Origin of the sequence: Corallococcus sp. AB018 (genome assembly GCF_003986945.1) — a bacterium.
Taxonomy (GTDB): domain Bacteria; phylum Myxococcota; class Myxococcia; order Myxococcales; family Myxococcaceae; genus Corallococcus; species Corallococcus exiguus.
Map to the genome: position 1 here is coordinate 1 of NZ_RAWR01000008.1, position 15,431 is coordinate 15,431.

Annotated in this window: 17 protein-coding genes; 5 read left to right on the top strand and 12 right to left on the bottom strand. The window is 69.0% G+C overall.

Annotated elements, in window-relative coordinates:
• The coding region (murJ, locus tag D7Y11_RS03050) for a murein biosynthesis integral membrane protein MurJ (protein ID WP_233607184.1) at nucleotides 1-1,444 on the bottom strand (1,444 nt) is incomplete at its 3' end.
• 237 nt (nucleotides 1,445-1,681) lie between these two features.
• On the opposite strand from murJ, the gene D7Y11_RS03055 reads away from it, so the two are divergent.
• The 5 genes from D7Y11_RS03055 to D7Y11_RS03075 all read left to right on the top strand — a co-directional run bounded on the left by D7Y11_RS03055 (nucleotide 1,682) and on the right by D7Y11_RS03075 (nucleotide 7,033).
• Nucleotides 1,682-2,170 (top strand): ferritin family protein, encoded by a 489-nt coding sequence (locus D7Y11_RS03055; RefSeq protein WP_126932975.1) that lies wholly within the window; start codon nucleotides 1,682-1,684, stop codon nucleotides 2,168-2,170.
• 63 nt (nucleotides 2,171-2,233) lie between these two features.
• The gene (gene encA / locus D7Y11_RS03060) at nucleotides 2,234-3,106 is read left to right on the top strand and encodes an encapsulin nanocompartment shell protein EncA (RefSeq protein WP_120576723.1); all 873 of its coding nucleotides are present in this window, start codon (nucleotides 2,234-2,236) and stop codon (nucleotides 3,104-3,106) included.
• A 24-nt stretch (nucleotides 3,107-3,130) separates the two neighbouring features.
• On the top strand, nucleotides 3,131-4,555 hold the full coding sequence (locus tag D7Y11_RS03065; RefSeq protein ID WP_120576722.1) for a sigma-54 dependent transcriptional regulator: 1,425 nt from the start codon (nucleotides 3,131-3,133) through the stop codon (nucleotides 4,553-4,555).
• A 75-nt stretch (nucleotides 4,556-4,630) separates the two neighbouring features.
• A complete protein-coding gene (locus D7Y11_RS03070) occupies nucleotides 4,631-5,662 on the top strand; it encodes a M23 family metallopeptidase (RefSeq protein WP_120576721.1) in 1,032 nt (343 codons plus the stop codon).
• A gap of 78 nt (nucleotides 5,663-5,740) precedes the next feature.
• Nucleotides 5,741-7,033, top strand: coding sequence for a hypothetical protein (locus D7Y11_RS03075; protein ID WP_120576720.1), 1,293 nt, complete (start codon nucleotides 5,741-5,743; stop codon nucleotides 7,031-7,033).
• A gap of 30 nt (nucleotides 7,034-7,063) precedes the next feature.
• On the opposite strand, the gene rsmI is transcribed toward D7Y11_RS03075, so the two are convergent.
• The 11 genes from rsmI to ndk all read right to left on the bottom strand — a co-directional run bounded on the left by rsmI (nucleotide 7,064) and on the right by ndk (nucleotide 15,406).
• Nucleotides 7,064-7,897 carry a 16S rRNA (cytidine(1402)-2'-O)-methyltransferase gene (gene rsmI, locus D7Y11_RS03080; protein ID WP_120576719.1) on the bottom strand — a complete coding sequence of 278 codons (834 nt, stop codon included), beginning with the start codon at nucleotides 7,895-7,897 and terminating at the stop codon, nucleotides 7,064-7,066.
• A gap of 13 nt (nucleotides 7,898-7,910) precedes the next feature.
• A complete protein-coding gene (locus D7Y11_RS03085) occupies nucleotides 7,911-8,276 on the bottom strand; it encodes a YraN family protein (protein ID WP_120576718.1) in 366 nt (121 codons plus the stop codon).
• Between the two features lie 36 nt (nucleotides 8,277-8,312).
• Nucleotides 8,313-10,223: an ATP-binding protein gene (locus tag D7Y11_RS44085; protein ID WP_233596970.1), complete on the bottom strand. Its 1,911-nt coding sequence runs from the start codon at nucleotides 10,221-10,223 to the stop codon at nucleotides 8,313-8,315.
• 101 nt (nucleotides 10,224-10,324) lie between these two features.
• Nucleotides 10,325-10,723 carry a 50S ribosomal protein L19 gene (gene rplS, locus D7Y11_RS03095; protein WP_120576717.1) on the bottom strand — a complete coding sequence of 133 codons (399 nt, stop codon included), beginning with the start codon at nucleotides 10,721-10,723 and terminating at the stop codon, nucleotides 10,325-10,327.
• Between the two features lie 119 nt (nucleotides 10,724-10,842).
• A complete protein-coding gene (trmD, locus tag D7Y11_RS03100; protein WP_120576716.1) occupies nucleotides 10,843-11,580 on the bottom strand; it encodes a tRNA (guanosine(37)-N1)-methyltransferase TrmD in 738 nt (245 codons plus the stop codon).
• Nucleotides 11,577-12,128: a ribosome maturation factor RimM gene (rimM, locus tag D7Y11_RS03105; RefSeq protein WP_121751668.1), complete on the bottom strand. Its 552-nt coding sequence runs from the start codon at nucleotides 12,126-12,128 to the stop codon at nucleotides 11,577-11,579. The genes trmD and rimM overlap by 4 nt, the downstream gene beginning before the upstream one ends.
• Complete coding sequence (locus D7Y11_RS03110) at nucleotides 12,125-12,409, bottom strand: KH domain-containing protein (RefSeq protein WP_120576714.1); 285 nt, start codon at nucleotides 12,407-12,409, stop codon at nucleotides 12,125-12,127. The genes rimM and D7Y11_RS03110 overlap by 4 nt, the downstream gene beginning before the upstream one ends.
• A 23-nt stretch (nucleotides 12,410-12,432) precedes the next feature.
• Nucleotides 12,433-12,693 (bottom strand): 30S ribosomal protein S16, encoded by a 261-nt coding sequence (gene rpsP / locus D7Y11_RS03115; RefSeq protein ID WP_014397299.1) that lies wholly within the window; start codon nucleotides 12,691-12,693, stop codon nucleotides 12,433-12,435.
• Nucleotides 12,694-12,795: 102 nt separating this feature from the next.
• Nucleotides 12,796-13,926, bottom strand: coding sequence for a 23S rRNA (adenine(2503)-C(2))-methyltransferase RlmN (gene rlmN / locus D7Y11_RS03120; protein ID WP_120576713.1), 1,131 nt, complete (start codon nucleotides 13,924-13,926; stop codon nucleotides 12,796-12,798).
• Between the two features lie 88 nt (nucleotides 13,927-14,014).
• Complete coding sequence (locus tag D7Y11_RS03125; protein ID WP_120576712.1) at nucleotides 14,015-14,830, bottom strand: siderophore-interacting protein; 816 nt, start codon at nucleotides 14,828-14,830, stop codon at nucleotides 14,015-14,017.
• 150 nt (nucleotides 14,831-14,980) lie between these two features.
• Nucleotides 14,981-15,406, bottom strand: a complete 426-nt coding sequence (gene ndk, locus D7Y11_RS03130; protein ID WP_120576711.1) for a nucleoside-diphosphate kinase — start codon at nucleotides 15,404-15,406, stop codon at nucleotides 14,981-14,983.
• Nucleotides 15,407-15,431: the final 25 nt, after the last annotated feature.

A 15,431-nucleotide genomic window follows, 5' to 3' on the forward strand; every position in this document is an offset into this window, starting at 1 on the left:
AGACCAGCAGCAGGACGATGGCGCCCAGGATGGGGCCCAGGAGGCCGGTGAGCCCCTGTTTGACGGCCAGGGCCACGAGCCCGCCCACCACCGCCGCACCGTACAGCCGGGGCAGCAGCCCCGAAGGAAGGCCCACGGGCCCAACAATGGAGCGCAGCTTGCGGCGCAGGAGCGTGGTCTCCACCCAGGCGACGAGGCCGCTGGACAAGGTGAGGAACGCCGCGCCCAGTTCCCGGGGCAGGCCCAGGCGCTCCGGCAGCCACAGCGCCAGGAACCAGGCCTTCACGGTCCCCAGGGCCACTCGCACGATGGCGTAGCGCAGGGGCGTCTTCGGATCCTTCAGCGCGTAGAAGGCGGAGGCGTAGAGCCGGCCCACCGTGGACGCCACCAGGCCCACCGCCGCGCCCATCAGCAGGTACCAGAGGTAGCGCGAGTCCGAGGCACCGAAGCGGCCCGTCTGAAGGAGCGCACCGCTCACCAGGTCCCCGAGGAAGAAGAGCGCGACGGCGGAGGGCACCACCCAGAAGGCGATGCGCCGCGAGCCTGCATCGACGCGGCTTCGCAGCTTCGAGTGCGCCTGGGCATCCCCTTCCGCCGTGGCGCGCGCCATCTCCGGCAGCTCCGCGGCGGACACCGCCATGCCGAAGAGGCTCACCGGGATGAGGTAGATGGTCTGCGCGTAGAGGAGCGAGGACAGCGCGCGGTTGGAGATGAGCGACGCGAAGGCGGTGTCCACCCACGCGCTGAACTGCACCACGCCGCGCCCCAGCACCACCGGGCCAAAGTTCTTCAGCACCTGGCGCACGGAGGCGCTCGCCAGCGACACCACCGGGCGGAAGTGGCCCAGCAGGTGCATCACCGTGGGCACCTGCACCGCGAACTGGAGGAAGCTGCCCAGCACCACGCCGTAGGCCAGCCACTCCGTCACCGCTTCTTCCGCGGCGCGGCCCCCGGACGTGCCGTGCAGGCTGCCCACCACCAGCAGTGTGGCGATGATGACGACGTTCCACACCACGGGCGCCAGATAGGACAGGAGGAAGCGCCGGTGGCTGTTGAGGATGCCCAGGCACCACGCGCTCAGCACCAGGAAGCCCGTGCCCGGGAAGAGGATGCGCACCAGCCGCACGGCCAGGTCGCGCTCGCCGCCGTCGAACCCCGGCGCGATGAGGTCCACGAACAGCGGCGTGGCCAGCATTCCCAGCGCTACCATCACGGCGGTGGCCATGGCCAGGAGGCCGAACACCGCGCCCGCGACCCGGTCCGCCTCGTCCGCGTCCTTCTTGCCCAGGAGCTGGGCGTACACGGGGATGAAGGAGCCCGACAGCACGCCTTCGCCGAAGAGGTTCTGGAGGAAGTTGGGGATGCGCAGCGCGGCCTTGAAGACGGCGGCGGCCTCCGCGTTGCCCAGGTAGTGCGCGAAGACCCGCTCGCGCACCAGGCCCATCAACCGCGACGCCAGGATGCCAATGGCCACCAGCGTCGCGCCCCGGCCTCCCGCGCTGCGTTCAGGGCTGGACGGAAGAGAGGCTGCCGGAGAGTCGGGCTGGGACTGCGGGACAGGTGCGGGGGCGGTCACGAAGAGGCGAACTCTATGTCCCCCGTACTTCGGCATGCAGCAGGAAACCCTTCGACCGCTGTTTCACTTGACGCTCACCTCACAGGTTGCGAGGGTCCGCCCCCAATGGCCGGAAAGTCCGACACCGAGCGGTCCGACGTCGCGCGCATCCGCGCCGTCCTGGCACGCGAACTCGAGACCATCAACGAGTACGAGGCGTTCGCCGAGGACTCCTCCCTCCCAGAGGTCAAGGCCTTCTTCCTCCACCTGGCGGCGGAGGAGAAGGAGCACGTGTCCGAGGCGACCCACATGCTCCGCATGCTCGACAAGGGCCAGGACGCGCACTTCGCCAAGCCCTTCGTCCCCGGCCACTTCCAGGGCGCCGTGGGGGGGGGCCCCGCGGAGCCCGCCGTGCCCGCCGCCGAACCCGCGCCCCTGGTGACGCGCGCGCCGCCCTCGGTGGGCCGCCTGGCGAACGAGCCCCTGACGTCCCTTCCGCCTCAACGCCTCATCTACGGCGTCCCCGCGCCGCCGCCTTCGGCCAACGGCCATCCGCTCACCATCGGCAGCCTGCGCCGCGGCGGTGGAAGCGGTGGCTCCAGTGGCGGTCGTTAGAACCCTTTTGTTTCCTGCCTTCTCCTCTCCCCTCCTCTGCCGCCGCTCGTGACGGAGACACCGATGCCTGACTTCCTTGGACATGCCGAGAACCCGCTGCGCGAAGAGGAGTGGGCGCGCCTCAACGAGACGGTGATCCAGGTGGCTCGCCGTTCGCTGGTGGGCCGCCGCATCCTGGACATCTACGGGCCGCTGGGCGCGGGCGTGCAGACCGTGGCCTACGACGAGTTCCAGGGCGTGTCCCCGGGCGCGGTGGACATCGTCGGGGAGCAGGAGACCGCGATGGTCTTCACCGACGTCCGCAAGTTCAAGACCATCCCCATCATCTACAAGGACTTCCTGCTGCACTGGCGGGACATCGAGGCGGCGCGCACGCACAACATGCCGCTGGACGTGTCCGCCGCCGCTGGCGCCGCCGCGCTGTGCGCGCAGCAGGAAGACGAGCTCATCTTCTACGGCGACCAGCGCCTGGGCTACGAGGGCCTGATGACGGCCAACGGCCGCCTCACCGCCACGCTGGGGGACTGGACGGCGCCGGGCGGCGGGTTCCAGACCATCGTGGAGGCCACGCGCAAGCTCAACGAGGCAGGCCACTTCGGGCCCTACGCCGTGGTGCTGTCGCCGCGCCTGTACTCGCAGCTGCACCGCATCTACGAGAAGACGGGCGTGCTGGAGATTGAAACCATCCGCCAGCTCGCGTCAGACGGCGTCTACCAGTCCAACCGCCTGCGCGGTGAGTCCGGCGTGGTGGTGTCCACGGGCCGGGAGAACATGGACCTGGCGGTGGCCATGGACATGGTCGCGGCCTACCTGGGCGCCAGCAAGATGAACCACCCGTTCCGCGTGCTGGAGTCGCTGCTCCTGCGCATCAAGCACCCGGACGCCATCTGCACGCTGGAAGGCGCCATCCCGGCCGCTCCCCCAGCGCGCCGTTAAGTCGCGGTCCCCGCGCGGAGACTCATGGCCAAGGTCCTGGTCATCGATGACGAGACGAACCTGCGCAAGGTGCTGGCCGCCCTGCTGCGCCGCGACGGGTTCGACGTCACCGTGGCGGAGAACGGCGAGCAGGGCCTGGCCGAGTTCCACAAGAACGGCGCGGACATCGTCGTCACCGACCTGGTGATGCCCAAGCTGGGCGGCATGGAGGTCCTCGCCGCCGTTCGCACCGCCAACCCGGACGTGCCGGTGATCATCATCACCGCGCACGGAACCGTGGACTCCGCGGTGGAGGCCATCAAGGCGGGCGCGTTCGACTACATCACCAAGCCCTTTGATCAGGCGGAGCTGTCCTCCGTCGTGTCCAAGGCCGCCAAGACGAACGAGAGCGCCAAGCGCTCCGTGCGCGCGGACCACAAGGCCCGGTCCGCCATCATCGGCGAGTCGCCGCAGATCCAGGACGTCTACAAGATCATCGACAAGGTCGCGGACACGCCCTCCACGGTGCTGATCACCGGGGAGAGCGGCACGGGCAAGGAGCTCATCGCCACCGCGCTGCACGGCGCGTCCAGCCGCCGCGACAAGCCGTTCATCAAGATCAACTGCGCCGCCATCCCCGCCACGCTGCTGGAGAGCGAGCTGTTCGGCTACGAGAAGGGCGCCTTCACCGGCGCCGTCACGTCCAAGCCCGGCCGCTTCGAGTTGGCCGACGAGGGCACCCTCTTCCTGGACGAGATTGGCGAGATCCCCGTCGAGATGCAGGTGAAGCTGCTGCGCGCGCTCCAGGAGGGCGAGTTCGAGCGCGTGGGCGGCATCAAGACGACGCGCGTGAACGTGCGCCTGGTGGCCGCCACCAACCGCGACCTCCAGGCGGAGATCGAAGCGGGCCGCTTCCGCAAGGACCTGTACTACCGGCTGGCCGTGGTGCCCATTGGCCTGCCCGCGCTGCGCGAGCGCCGCGGCGACATCCCGATGCTCGCCTCGCACTTCGTGGACAAGTACAACCGGCGCCTCCACAAGAAGATCGAAGGCATCGCCGACGACGCGCTCGCGCTGCTCCAGGCCTATGCGTGGCCGGGCAACATCCGCGAGCTGGAGAACCTGATTGAGCGCGTGCTGCTCTTCGCGGACGGTCCCCTCATCACCGCGAAGGACCTGCCGGAGCCGGTGCGCGGGGGAGCGGGCGTGCAGGCAGGGGCACAGGTCGCCGCCTCGCTGGGCACGCTGGACGTCCCTGTGGGCGAGGTGGGCCTCAAGGACATCGTGCGCATGAAGGCCGCGGAGCTGGAGCGGGACCTCATCGTCAAGAAGCTGGACGAGACGGGCGGCAACGTCACGCGCGCCGCGCGCCTCCTGCAGATCAGCCGCAAGTCGCTCCAGACGAAGATGAAGGAGTTCGGCCTGCGCGACACCACCCCGGACGGTCAGGACGACGGCCCGGACGAGTAGCCTGGGGGGCCGAAATATCGCCCTTTCGCCAGCGGTTTCGGCCCCCGCGTACCTTCTTACCCTCAGGGAGCCTGAATGCGGCCGAATCTTCCCACCCTCGGTGGACCACCGAAGCGCAATCCCTTCGGACCGGTGGTTGCCGTCTCCGTCATCCTCGGCGCGGCCGCGGGTGGCGTGTGGTGGTGGAAACAGCGCATGGCGGATGTCCCCATGGACGTCGCCTCGCAGACCGCGTCCGCGCTGGACGCCGGCACCGTGGCCGCGGCCCCCGTGGCCCCGCCCGCGCCCACCGACCCCGTGAAGGCCGCGGGCCTGGAGCGCGTGTCCATCCGCATCGAGGGCCCGCTGGAGACGGCGCTCGTCCAGGCCTCCGACTCCACCGTGGGCCCCGCCCTGGCGCAGGTGGTGACGCGCACGCTGGTGTGGTGGGTGCGAGTCCCCGGCGAAATCCTCCGGGGAGACACGCTGGACGTGCTCTTCCAGCGCCGCCCCAACGAGGAGCCGCTGGTGTACGCAGTGCGCTTCGTGAGCGGCAAGACGGGCCAGACGCACCGCGCCTACCGCTTCACGCCCGCGGGTGAGGTGAACTCCCGCTACTACCTGCCGGGCGGCGACGAGCTGGAGCTGCGGATGGAGAAGTCGCCCATCGACAGCTACGAGCAGATCACCTCGCTCCTGCGCGACGGCCGCGGCCACAAGGGTGTGGACTTCCGCGCGCCGGTGGGCACGACGGTCCGGGCCCCCTTCGCGGGCGTCATCAAGCGCAAGAACTGGAACTTCGGCAGCAACGGCAACTGCATCGAGCTGGTGGAAACCGGGGGCAAGGGCCGCCGCGCCCTCTTCCTGCACCTGGCGGAGCTGCCCCGCACAGTCCAGCCCGGGATGCGCGTGAACGCGGGCCAGGTCCTGGCCCAGAGCGGCAACACGGGCCACTCCTTCGCCCCCCACCTGCACTACCAGCTCATGCTGGGCGAAAACCGCGTACTGGACCCCTTCGACCAGCACAAGACCTTCCGCGCGTCCCTGGCGGCCGCACAGAAGGGCGCCTTCGACACCGAGGTCCAGCGGCTGGATGGACTGCTGGGAACGTCGGTCGCGGGGAAGTAAAGCCCCACCCATTTCTTGACACTCCTCCGACGGCACGGCTAGCTGGCAGGCCTGAGCCGTGGTCGTCGGAGGTAGTGGATGCACAGGTTTCGTGCCGTCATCGCCGCGCTGACGCTGGGCGTGCCTTTCGCCGCCAGCGCGGCGGAGATCACTCGGATTGCTTCCTCGTTCGAGGATGATGATCCGTTCGACCTCTTCCTCGACGTGGGCTTCGAGCGCACGCAGACGCGCGCGAAGATCGTCCGCGAGCAGCTTCGCGACGGCGACGCCACCAACGTCCCGGAGGTCAACGAGCTCTGGTACAAGGGCGTGGACGCGCGGCTGAATCTCGCCGTCGCCTTCGGTCTGTGGAAGGACCTGGAGTTCAGCTTCAAGCTGCCCATCGTCTTCCAGCAGAACGAGACGTGGAACTTCGTCTCGGGAACGACCCAGGGCAACTCCACCATCACGAACAGCTGCTTCAACGCGGACGGATCGCTCTATCTGGACGGGGTCGAGGGCTGCGTGGGCCGGCTGTTCCAGGTGCCCCAGGAGAGCTACCGCGGCGGCCTGGGCAACGTGCACTTCGGACTGGCGTACGCCTTCTTCAACCAGGAGAAGGACGACACCAAGCCCACGTGGATCGTCGGCATCGACTACGAGGCGCCCACCGCCAAGCAGCGCGACCCGAGCCTGGACAACACCGACCCGGACGGCGATCGCGGCAACGTGGGCGACCGCGTCCACAAGTACCAGCTCTACACGACCTTCTCGCGGAAGATGGGCGTGGCGGAGCCGTACTTCAAGGCGTCCCACACCATCCCGGTGCGCGGCCCCGGCGCCTATTCCAACTGCGACCAGTCCAGCGCCCCCCCCCCGGGTAACCTGGGTGCCCCGTACAACTGCTACCGCGAGCCGTGGACCCGCCAGGAGACGGGCATCAAGGCCCCCTCGCAGACGGCGCTCACCTTCGGCATGGAGCTGGTGCCGTTCGAGAACGCGGCGAAGTCCCAGAAGTTCACCCTGGACCTGCGGCTGCTGGGCAACTACGTGGGCCGCGGCCGGTACTACAACGAGCTGAGCTCCGCGCTGCGCAAGCTGCTCACCTCCGACGACTACCTCCAGGTGGGTGGCCAGGTGGGCATCACCGCGCGTGCAGCGGAGGCCTTCACCATCCGGGCCTCCGGCAACTTCCTCTACAACACGGACCACCTGCTCACGACCGAGGCCATTGGCCAGGACCTGAACGGCGACGGCACCGTGGACACCGCCGTGGGCTCGCCGGAGCTGAACCCCACGTTCGACTGGCGCTACGACCTGGTGTCCCGCCGCTTCCGGGCCATCCAGAGCACCACGTTCCGCTTCGACCTGGGCGCGACCTTCAGCTTCTGAAGTCCCGCCCGGAGCAGCGGTGGGCCTCCCCTACCGCTGCTTCAGCCCCAGGCCCAGCCGGTACACCTCCTGGCCGGGCCACCCCGCGCGGCGGGCCAGCTCCGTGCTCAGCGGCTTGAGCTTCTCGCCGCGAGCCAGTCCCGCTTCCAGCGCCCGGCGCAGCTCGTCCTCGCTCCAGCGCTGCTCGCCGGTGCGGCCCTCCACCAGCACCACCACCTCGCCCCGGGTCTCCTCGCCCGCGTAGCGCGCCACCAGCGCGGACAGCGGCCCCCGGACGAACTCCTCGTGCAGCTTGGTCAGCTCCCGCGCCACGCATGCGCGGCGGTCGCCCCAGGCCTCCTGCAGGTCCACCAGCGTCTCCGCCAGACGGCGCGGGGACTCGTAGAGGACGCAGGTGGCGGACAAGGGGGCCACCTCGTCCAGCATGGCCCGGCGCTCCGGCCCTTTGCGCGGCAGGAAGCCCAGGAAGTGGAAGCGCCCGGTGGGCAGGCCCGAAGCGCTCAGGGCGGCCACCAGCGCCGTGGGGCCGGGCACCGGCTCCACCTTCAGGCCTCGCTCCAGCGCCTCCGCCACCAGCTTCTCGCCCGGGTCGCTGATGCCAGGGCTGCCTGCGTCGGTGACGAGCGCGCAGTCCTCCCCCGCCTCGATGCGGTCCAGGATGCGGCCGGCGCGCTGCCCCTCCGCGAAGGCGGGCAGGCTCACCAGGTCCTTCCCGGTGATGCCGAAGTGGTCCAACAGGATGCGCGAGTGCCGGGTGTCCTCGCACGCGAGGAGGCCGACGGTGCGCAGCGTCTCCAGGGCCCGGGCGGTGACGTCCCCCAGGTTCCCGATGGGCGTGGCCACGAGGTAGAGCGTTCCAGCCAAGGGACGGATTCCTTTACATGCCAGCGTCGAAGGCGGCGGGCAGGTGCTCCACCCGGGCGTGCTCGCCCTGGCCCACGACGGAGATGACGTCAAAGCGCACCATGCGCCCGTCGATGCCGTTCTGGAAGAGGTAGTGCAACGCGGCCTTCACCACCCGGCGCTGCTTGGCGAAGGACACGGTGTGCGACGGGTCTCCCCACGCAGAGGAGGAGCGCATGCGCACCTCCACGAAGCACACGAGCTCCCCTTGCTCCGCCACGATGTCCAGCTCGCCGTAGCGGCACGTCCAGTTGCGCGCCACCACCCGGAAGCCCTGCGACTCCAGCAGGCGCACGCCCTCCGCCTCCGCCACGTCGCCCACGTCCCGCCGCGTCCCCATTTCCGTCCCCGCCGCCCCTCGTGATTCCGGCGGCGGCTAGACGTTAACGGTGCCGTCCGACATCTGGCCGAAGCCCGGGTGGGCGGTGACGTGCAGGACCTGCGTGAGCGTGCCCAGGTGCTTGAGCATGCGGGCGACGAGGGGCAGCTTCGCCTCGTCCACGCCCGTCAGCACGTCGTCCAGGAGGAAGGGGCGCTTCACCCGGGCGCACGTCTTCTCCACCACCGTCAGGCGCAGCGCCAGGTAGTAGAGGTCGATGTCCTTCGGGGACAGCTCGCCCACCGGGATGCGGCTGTTCTGGGTGAGCAGGAAGGCGTTGCCCTCGCGGTCCCACTCCACGCCCTGGTAGCGCCGGTCCGTGAGCGCGGTGAGGTACTGCACGCAGCGGTCCTTCAGGAGCGCCTGCACCGACAGGATGTCGGTCGTGAGCACGTCCGCGGCCTGCGACAGCACCAGGGGGGACGGATCCTCCAGCGGATCCACCGGCACCGGCGTCTGGCCAGGAGCCGCGGCCACCTGCACCGGAGGCGCCTTCGCCAGCGCGATGGACTCCTTCAGCCGCGACAGCTCCCGCTCCACCTCGCGCAGGTCGCGCACGTAGGTGCCCTTGGCGGTCAGCTCCGCGTTGAGCGTCTCCTGCTGCGCGCGCAGCTCCTGTCCGTCGCGTATGGCGGCCTGAAACTCGGGGGAGGACTCGTACTCCTCCAGCTGCGTCTGCAGCTCTCCCAGCCGGATGCCGAGCAGATCCTTCTGCTCCAGCGCGGCGGGGATCTCCGTGTGGGACTCCAGGTTCAGGGCCTTGATGGCCATGCGCACCGGAGCATCCTCGAGCTCGAACTCGTCGAGGATCTTCTTCTGCCGTGCGTCCTTGCGGTTGTCCTTGGAGCCCTTGCGCGTGGCGTGCTGCAGGTCGTCCACGTAGCGCAGCGCCATCCACGCGGCCGTGCCGAAGGCGGGGATGTTGATCAACGCCAGGTAGCGCCACATGGGCTGCGCCGCGACGATGCCCAGGCCCACGCTCAGGCCCATGAAGAGCACGCCCGCGCCCAGGCCGCCCCAGAAGAAGCGGTTCTCGGTGAGTGGCGGCACCTTCAGCGACGCGTCTTCCTGCTCCGGCTCGCGGTCCGTTTCCAGCCGCGCCAGCGCCTCGTCCCGCCGCGCCACCGCCTTCGGATAGCGCTTCACGCGCGTGAGGATGTCCAGCGGTAACCCCATCGACTCCGGCGAGGGCGCCGCGCGCCAGGCGGCCTCCGCGCGCGAGATGGCCTCCTTGAGGCCCTCGCCACCCTTGAGCTTCGAGTCCGCCTCGAAGATGAGCGATGCCAGCTCATCCACCTTGAACTGGAGCTGATCCACCTCCTTCGCGGTGACGAGCTCCTTCTGCAGCACCTTCACCTTCGCCTCGGCGGCCGGGACGTCCTCCGCCGGCGCCACCTGGGAGGCGGCCGCCAGCGACGGCGTGGCCCCGGAGGCCTTCGCGCCCGCGGCAGCGGCGGCCTTGGCCACGCTCTTGCGAGGCCGGCGCGACGGCAGCATCACCAGTTGGAGGCAGTACACCTGTTCGAAGGTGGTGCGCGGAGGCAGGCCCGCCTGGCCGCGCAGGTACTGGTTTATCTCCGACACGTCCGTGGACACGAGCTCTGGCTGGCTGGTGGCGGGATTGAGCCGGTGCAGCGATCCGGAACCTCCCAGCTCGCGCAATATCCGGTACGTCATCCCGTCCTGGCCCACGAACGTCAGCGCGGCCTTGCCGGAGCGTCCCGCCGAGCCCACCAGGCTTGAGTCCCCGCCGCGGCCATCCGCGAACAGCAGCGACAACGCCACGTTCGCCAGCGGCAACACGTCCGCCGTGGGCGGCTTGAGGATCAGATACCCGCTCTTCAGCGGGAAGCGCCCGGCGGGAGAGAACCCGCGGACGTTCTGGATGGCGACCTCGACGAAGTGCATGGCGCGCGCAGTCTAGCCCGAACGAAAAAAGGAGCGTCCAGTGAAGGACGCTCCTTGTCTCACGCGGCCGCGAAGGCCGCGAGAGGGTTTCTGCGGACCTACTAGCCCGGAGCGACGGCGGACTTGGCAGCCTTGGCGGCGAGCTTCTCCGGGTCCACCAGCACGTCCACGCGCGAGGCCTTGCCCTTCAGATCGCGGAGGTAGAACAGGCGCTTGCGGTTCACGTCGCCGCGGGTGAGGACTTCGATCTTCTCGTAGCGCGGGCTGTGGATGGGGAAGATGCGCTCCACGCCGACGCCGAAGGACATCTTGCGCACGGTGAAGGTCGCGCGGTTCGTGCCCTTGGTCTTGCGGATGACCACGCCCTCGAAGGCCTGCACGCGCTCCTTCTCGCCTTCCTTGACCTTCCAGTGGACGCGAACGGAATCACCCGTGCGGAACGCGGTGATGTCCTTGCGCAGGAACTTGTTTTCGACGTGCTCGATGAGGCTGCGGCGCATAACGGACTCCAGAAAGCGGAACTTGACGCGTAGGACGCGTGGAAAAGAGCGGGCCGTCCTAGCAGAGACCGCCGGGACGAACAAGCCTGCAACGAAGGGTTCCGCGAGAACACTGAGGGTTACAACGCTTCTTCTTCCCTGGCGAGCAGTTTCTGATCCGCTTTGCTGAACACCAGCCGCGCGAACAGGTCAGGCCGCCGCTCCTGCGTGAGCTTGATGGCCTTCCACCGGCGCCAGCGGGCAATGCGTGCGTGATCGCCGGACTGGAGGGCGGCAGGCACCTCGGCTCCCCGGAAGACAGGCGGCCGGGTGTAGTGCGGATGCTCCAGGAGGTTCTCCTCGAAGCTCTCCGCCACGGAGGACGCTTCGTTGCCCAGGACGCCCGGCACCAACCGCGCCACCGCGTCCACCACCGCCATGGCCGCGACCTCCCCGCCCGTGAGCACGAAGTCGCCCAGGGACAGTTCGCCGTCCAGGAAGGGCATCACCCGCTCGTCCACGCCTTCGTAGCGGCCGCAGACGAGGATCAGCCCGGCCTCGTGCCGCGCCAGCTCCCGCGCCGTGGCTTGCGTGAACGTGGGCCCCCGAGGGCTCATCAGCAGCGCCTTCGCCCCGGGCTGACGCGCCCGGGCTGCTTCGATGGCGGCCACCAGCGGCTCGGGCTTCATCACCATGCCGGCGCCGCCGCCATAGGGCGCGTCGTCGGTGACGCGGTGCTTGCCCTCGGCGTAGTCGCGCACGTCGGTGAGCGTGACGGAGATCAGCCCCTTCTCCTGGGCCTTCCCGAGGATGCTCGCGCCCAGGTAGCCGGACACCATCCCGGGGAACAGCGTGAGCAGCTCCACGCGGTAGCTCACCCGCCGTCTCCAGACTCCTCCGGCGGCCCGTCCGCCTCCAGGTACTCCGGAGGCCGGATCACGATGCGCCCCGCCGGCACGTCCACCGCCGGCACGAACTCATCCGCGAAAGGCACCACCAGCTCCGGCCGGCCCTTCGCGCGGATCACCAGGTTGGGGACTTCACCGGTGGCCCAGACCTCCTCCACCGTGCCCAGGGAGGCGCCCTGCTCGTCCACGGCGTTCAACCCCACGAGGTCGCCCTGGAAGAACTCGCCCTCCTCGGGCGGCTCCAGATCCTCGCGATAGACGAACACCTTCGCGCCCACCAATGCCTCGGCGGCCGTGCGGGACGCCACGCCCTCGAAGAACACCAGATCCTCCTTGTTGGCGGGACGGAAGGTCTCCAGGGCGTACTCGCGCTCCTCGCCGGAGCGCAGGCGCAACCAGACACGCTCGACGGTGCCGAGCGTCTCCGAGGCGGGGTCGAAGCTTCTGACCGCCACCTCGCCGCGCAGCCCGTGCGCACGGGCCACGTAGCCCAACTCCAGACAGTCCTGCGCGCTCACTGCGCGGCGTCCGGAGCGGGCGGCGCCGGGGGAGAACCCGGAGCGCGGCGATCGTCGAGTATCTCCAGGCGGACCTTCTGGCCCTGCTTCTGGGCGGCGGCGTTGATCAGCGTCCGGAGGGCGTTCACGGTGCGCCCATCACGACCGATGACCTTGCCGACGTCCTCGGGGGCGACCTTCAGCTCATAGAGCCGGCCGCCATCCGCCTCGGAGATGCGTAAGGTGACCTGGTCGGGTTGATCAACCAGGGCCTTCGCCAGATACGTGAGCAGCGGCTCCACGTCTTGTCCAGACGGGGGCGTGCTCAGGCGGTGGTCGCCGGAGCCTGCTTCTTCGCCGTCTTGATCAGGTCCGCGACCGTCTCGGAGGGCAGCGCGCCGCTCTTCAGCCAGTAGTTCAGCCGCTCCTCGTTGAACTGCACCTTCGCGGGGCTGTGGTTGGGGTCGTAGGAACCGACCTGCTCCAGGAACTTTCCGTCACGCGGGCTGCGCGAGTCGGTGGCAACCACGTGGTAGTACGGCATCTTCTTGGCGCCCGCGCGGGCAAGACGGAGGACAACGGCCATGGAACGCTCCAGCGAAATCGTGTGACTTCTACGGTAACAGTGCGGAGGGCGCGCTCTTAGCGCCCTGCTGACTGGATTGTCAAGGAAGCTCGGGTGCTTATGTCACGTCGGGGCTTCCGCGGCCGTCTCGTCGCGATTGGCGAGCTGACCACAGGCCCCGGCGATGTCCCGGCCCCGGTTCTTCCGGATGTATGCCGCGACGTGAGCCTCGGCAAGGATGGCCCGGAATTCCTCGGCCCGCTGCTCGCCCGTCGTCTGGAACCCCAGGCCGGGGTTCTCGTTGTACGGGATCAGGTTCACCTTCGCCGGGATGTCGCGCAGGAGCTCCTTCAGCCGGTGCGCGTCGTCGTCGGTGTCGTTGAATCCTTTGAGCAGCACGTACTCGAAGGTGATGCGGCGGCCCTGGCGCAGGGGGAACTTGCGGCAGGCATCCAGGAGCGCCTGGATGTTCCACTTGCGGTTCACCGGCATCGTCTGGCTGCGCTGCTCGTCCGTGCTGGCGTTGAGCGAGATGGCCAGCTTGACGTCCGTCTCCTGGCCGAAGCGCTCAATCATGGGCACCAGGCCCACGGTGGAGACGGTGATGTGCCGGTGGCTGAAGTTGGGCCCCTCCTCCGACTGGAGGATGGCGAGCGCCGTCTTGAGGTTCTCGAAGTTGTGGAGCGGCTCGCCCATGCCCATGAACACCAGGTTCGTGAGCGGACGGAGCGTCTCCAGGCCCTCGTTGCGGCGCACCTCGCGGTTCACCGCGTGCACCTGGGCGACAATCTCTCCAGCCGTGAGGTTGCGCTTGAGGCCCAGCGTGCCCGTCATGCAGAACGTGCAGGCCATGGCGCAGCCCACCTGCGTGGACACGCAGAGCGTCTTGCGGTCCTCCGCCGGCATGTAGACGGACTCGATGAAGCGCCCGTCGCGCGTCTTGAAGCGGTACTTGATGGTGCCGTCGACGCTGCGCTGCTCCAGGTCCTTCACCAGCGGGACGATCTCCGCCTTGACCTTGAGCTTCTCACGCAGGACCTTGGACAGGTCCGTCATCTCCTCGAACGAGGTGGCGCCGCGCTGATGCAGCCAGCGGTAGAGCTGCGCCGCGCGGAACGGGCGCTCGCCCAGCTGCTCGCTCAGGAACAGCGCGAGCTTCTCGCGCGACAGGCTGGCCACGTCGACCAGCTTCGCGGGGGCCGACACCGGCAGGGGCTCGGTGACAGGAAGGGCTGTGGCGGTAGGCTCGGACATCGTTCAGTCGGGGCTAACGGAGGGCAATGGGGCGTGCTTCCCACAAGAAGGCACGGCAAGTCAAAGGAGTGCCCGCCCCCTCCCCTGCCTACCCCTTCGAGTCGTGGTGCTCGGCGACGCCGCGCTTCCAGTAGCCCGTCACCCGCATCCAGCTCTTGTTCAGACCGCGCTCGTTCACCAGGTGTTCCCGGATGGGCTTGAGCGACGTGGACTCGCCCGCCACGAACACGAACCCGTCCCCGGAGGGCTGCGTCCAGGCGCGCAGCGCGTCCTCCAGGTGCTTCGTGGTGCCGGCCTCCGCGCTGCCCCGGTGCAGCCAGGTGACCTTCACGTCCGCCTTGCTGGCGATGGGCTGCTCCTCCGCGGCGTCCGCGACCTCGATGAAGGCGAACGCGCGCTTGCCCGCCGGAAGCTCTTCCAGGCGCCGTGCGATGGCCGGCAGAGCGCTCTGGTCCCCCGCGAGCAGGTACCAGTCGAAGTCGTCCGCCACGTCGTGCGTGCTGCGCGGACCGCCAATGCCCATGTAGTCGCCGGGCTTCGTCTGCTGCGCCCACAGCGACGCGGGGCCCTCGCCGTGCAGCACGAAGTCGATGTCCAGCTCCCCGGCCTTCGGGTCGAAGCGGCGCGGCGTGTAGTCGCGCGACGCCGGCTTCTCCAGCCCCTCCGGCATGGACAGGCCGTGGGGCCCCACCACCGGCATGTTCGGCTTCTTCACGCCGGGCTTCGCGAAGAAGCACTTCACGTGGTCATCCGCGCCGGGGGACGTGAAGCCCTCCAGCTCCGGGCCGCCCAGCGTCACGCGCACCATGTGCGGCGACAGCCGCGTCACGCGAAGGACTTCCAGCAACCGCAACTTCACCGGGAACGGCCCACGACGGGCCACGCGCTCTGAATCGCCGCTCATGCGTGCTTCCTTGCCGATTGTGATTTTCATTATCGGTAGCAAGGACCGCCCGGCAGGGCAACCGGATACGGAGCGCGGAAAAGACGACGGCCCGGATCCGCGCCTCGTGGGGCGTGGACACCGGGCCGCTGTCAGCAGGCTGGACGCTGCCTAGTACTTCTGGAGCTCGGTCTCGCGGAAGAAGTACGCGATCTCGTTCTTCGCGTTCTCCAGGCTGTCCGAACCGTGCACCGTGTTCGCGTCGATGCTCTGGGCGAAGTCCGCGCGGATGGTGCCCTTGTCGGCCTTCTTCGGATCCGTGGCGCCCATGAGGTCACGGTTCTTCAGGACGGCGTTCTCGCCTTCCAGGGCCATCACGACCACCGGTCCGGAGGTCATGAACGAGACCAGGTCCTTGAAGAAACCCCGGGCGCTGTGGACGGCGTAGAAGCCTTCCGCTTCCTTCTGCGACAGCTGCTGCAGACGGATGCCGACGGGCGTCAGGCCCGCCTTCTCGAACCGGGCGATGATCTCCCCGATGTGGTGGTTCTTCAGCCCGTCCGGCTTGATGATGGACAGCGTGCGCTCGATGGCCATGGTCGTTGGCTCCTCGTGTGTGTGT

Excerpts from the sequence above, each read along its gene's own strand:
- D7Y11_RS03070 (WP_120576721.1), top strand. The coding sequence starts at position 4,631 with ATGCGGCCGAATCTTCCCACCCTCGGTGGACCACCGAAGCGCAATCCC.
- D7Y11_RS44085 (WP_233596970.1), bottom strand. The coding sequence starts at position 10,223 with ATGCACTTCGTCGAGGTCGCCATCCAGAACGTCCGCGGGTTCTCTCCC.
- D7Y11_RS03055 (WP_126932975.1), top strand. The coding sequence starts at position 1,682 with ATGGCCGGAAAGTCCGACACCGAGCGGTCCGACGTCGCGCGCATCCGC.
- rlmN (WP_120576713.1), bottom strand. The coding sequence starts at position 13,926 with ATGTCCGAGCCTACCGCCACAGCCCTTCCTGTCACCGAGCCCCTGCCG.
- rplS (WP_120576717.1), bottom strand. The coding sequence starts at position 10,723 with ATGCGCCGCAGCCTCATCGAGCACGTCGAAAACAAGTTCCTGCGCAAG.
- D7Y11_RS03125 (WP_120576712.1), bottom strand. The coding sequence starts at position 14,830 with ATGAGCGGCGATTCAGAGCGCGTGGCCCGTCGTGGGCCGTTCCCGGTG.
- encA (WP_120576723.1), top strand. The coding sequence starts at position 2,234 with ATGCCTGACTTCCTTGGACATGCCGAGAACCCGCTGCGCGAAGAGGAG.
- ndk (WP_120576711.1), bottom strand. The coding sequence starts at position 15,406 with ATGGCCATCGAGCGCACGCTGTCCATCATCAAGCCGGACGGGCTGAAG.
- D7Y11_RS03075 (WP_120576720.1), top strand. The coding sequence starts at position 5,741 with ATGCACAGGTTTCGTGCCGTCATCGCCGCGCTGACGCTGGGCGTGCCT.
- D7Y11_RS03085 (WP_120576718.1), bottom strand. The coding sequence starts at position 8,276 with ATGGGGACGCGGCGGGACGTGGGCGACGTGGCGGAGGCGGAGGGCGTG.
- D7Y11_RS03065 (WP_120576722.1), top strand. The coding sequence starts at position 3,131 with ATGGCCAAGGTCCTGGTCATCGATGACGAGACGAACCTGCGCAAGGTG.
- rpsP (WP_014397299.1), bottom strand. The coding sequence starts at position 12,693 with ATGGCCGTTGTCCTCCGTCTTGCCCGCGCGGGCGCCAAGAAGATGCCG.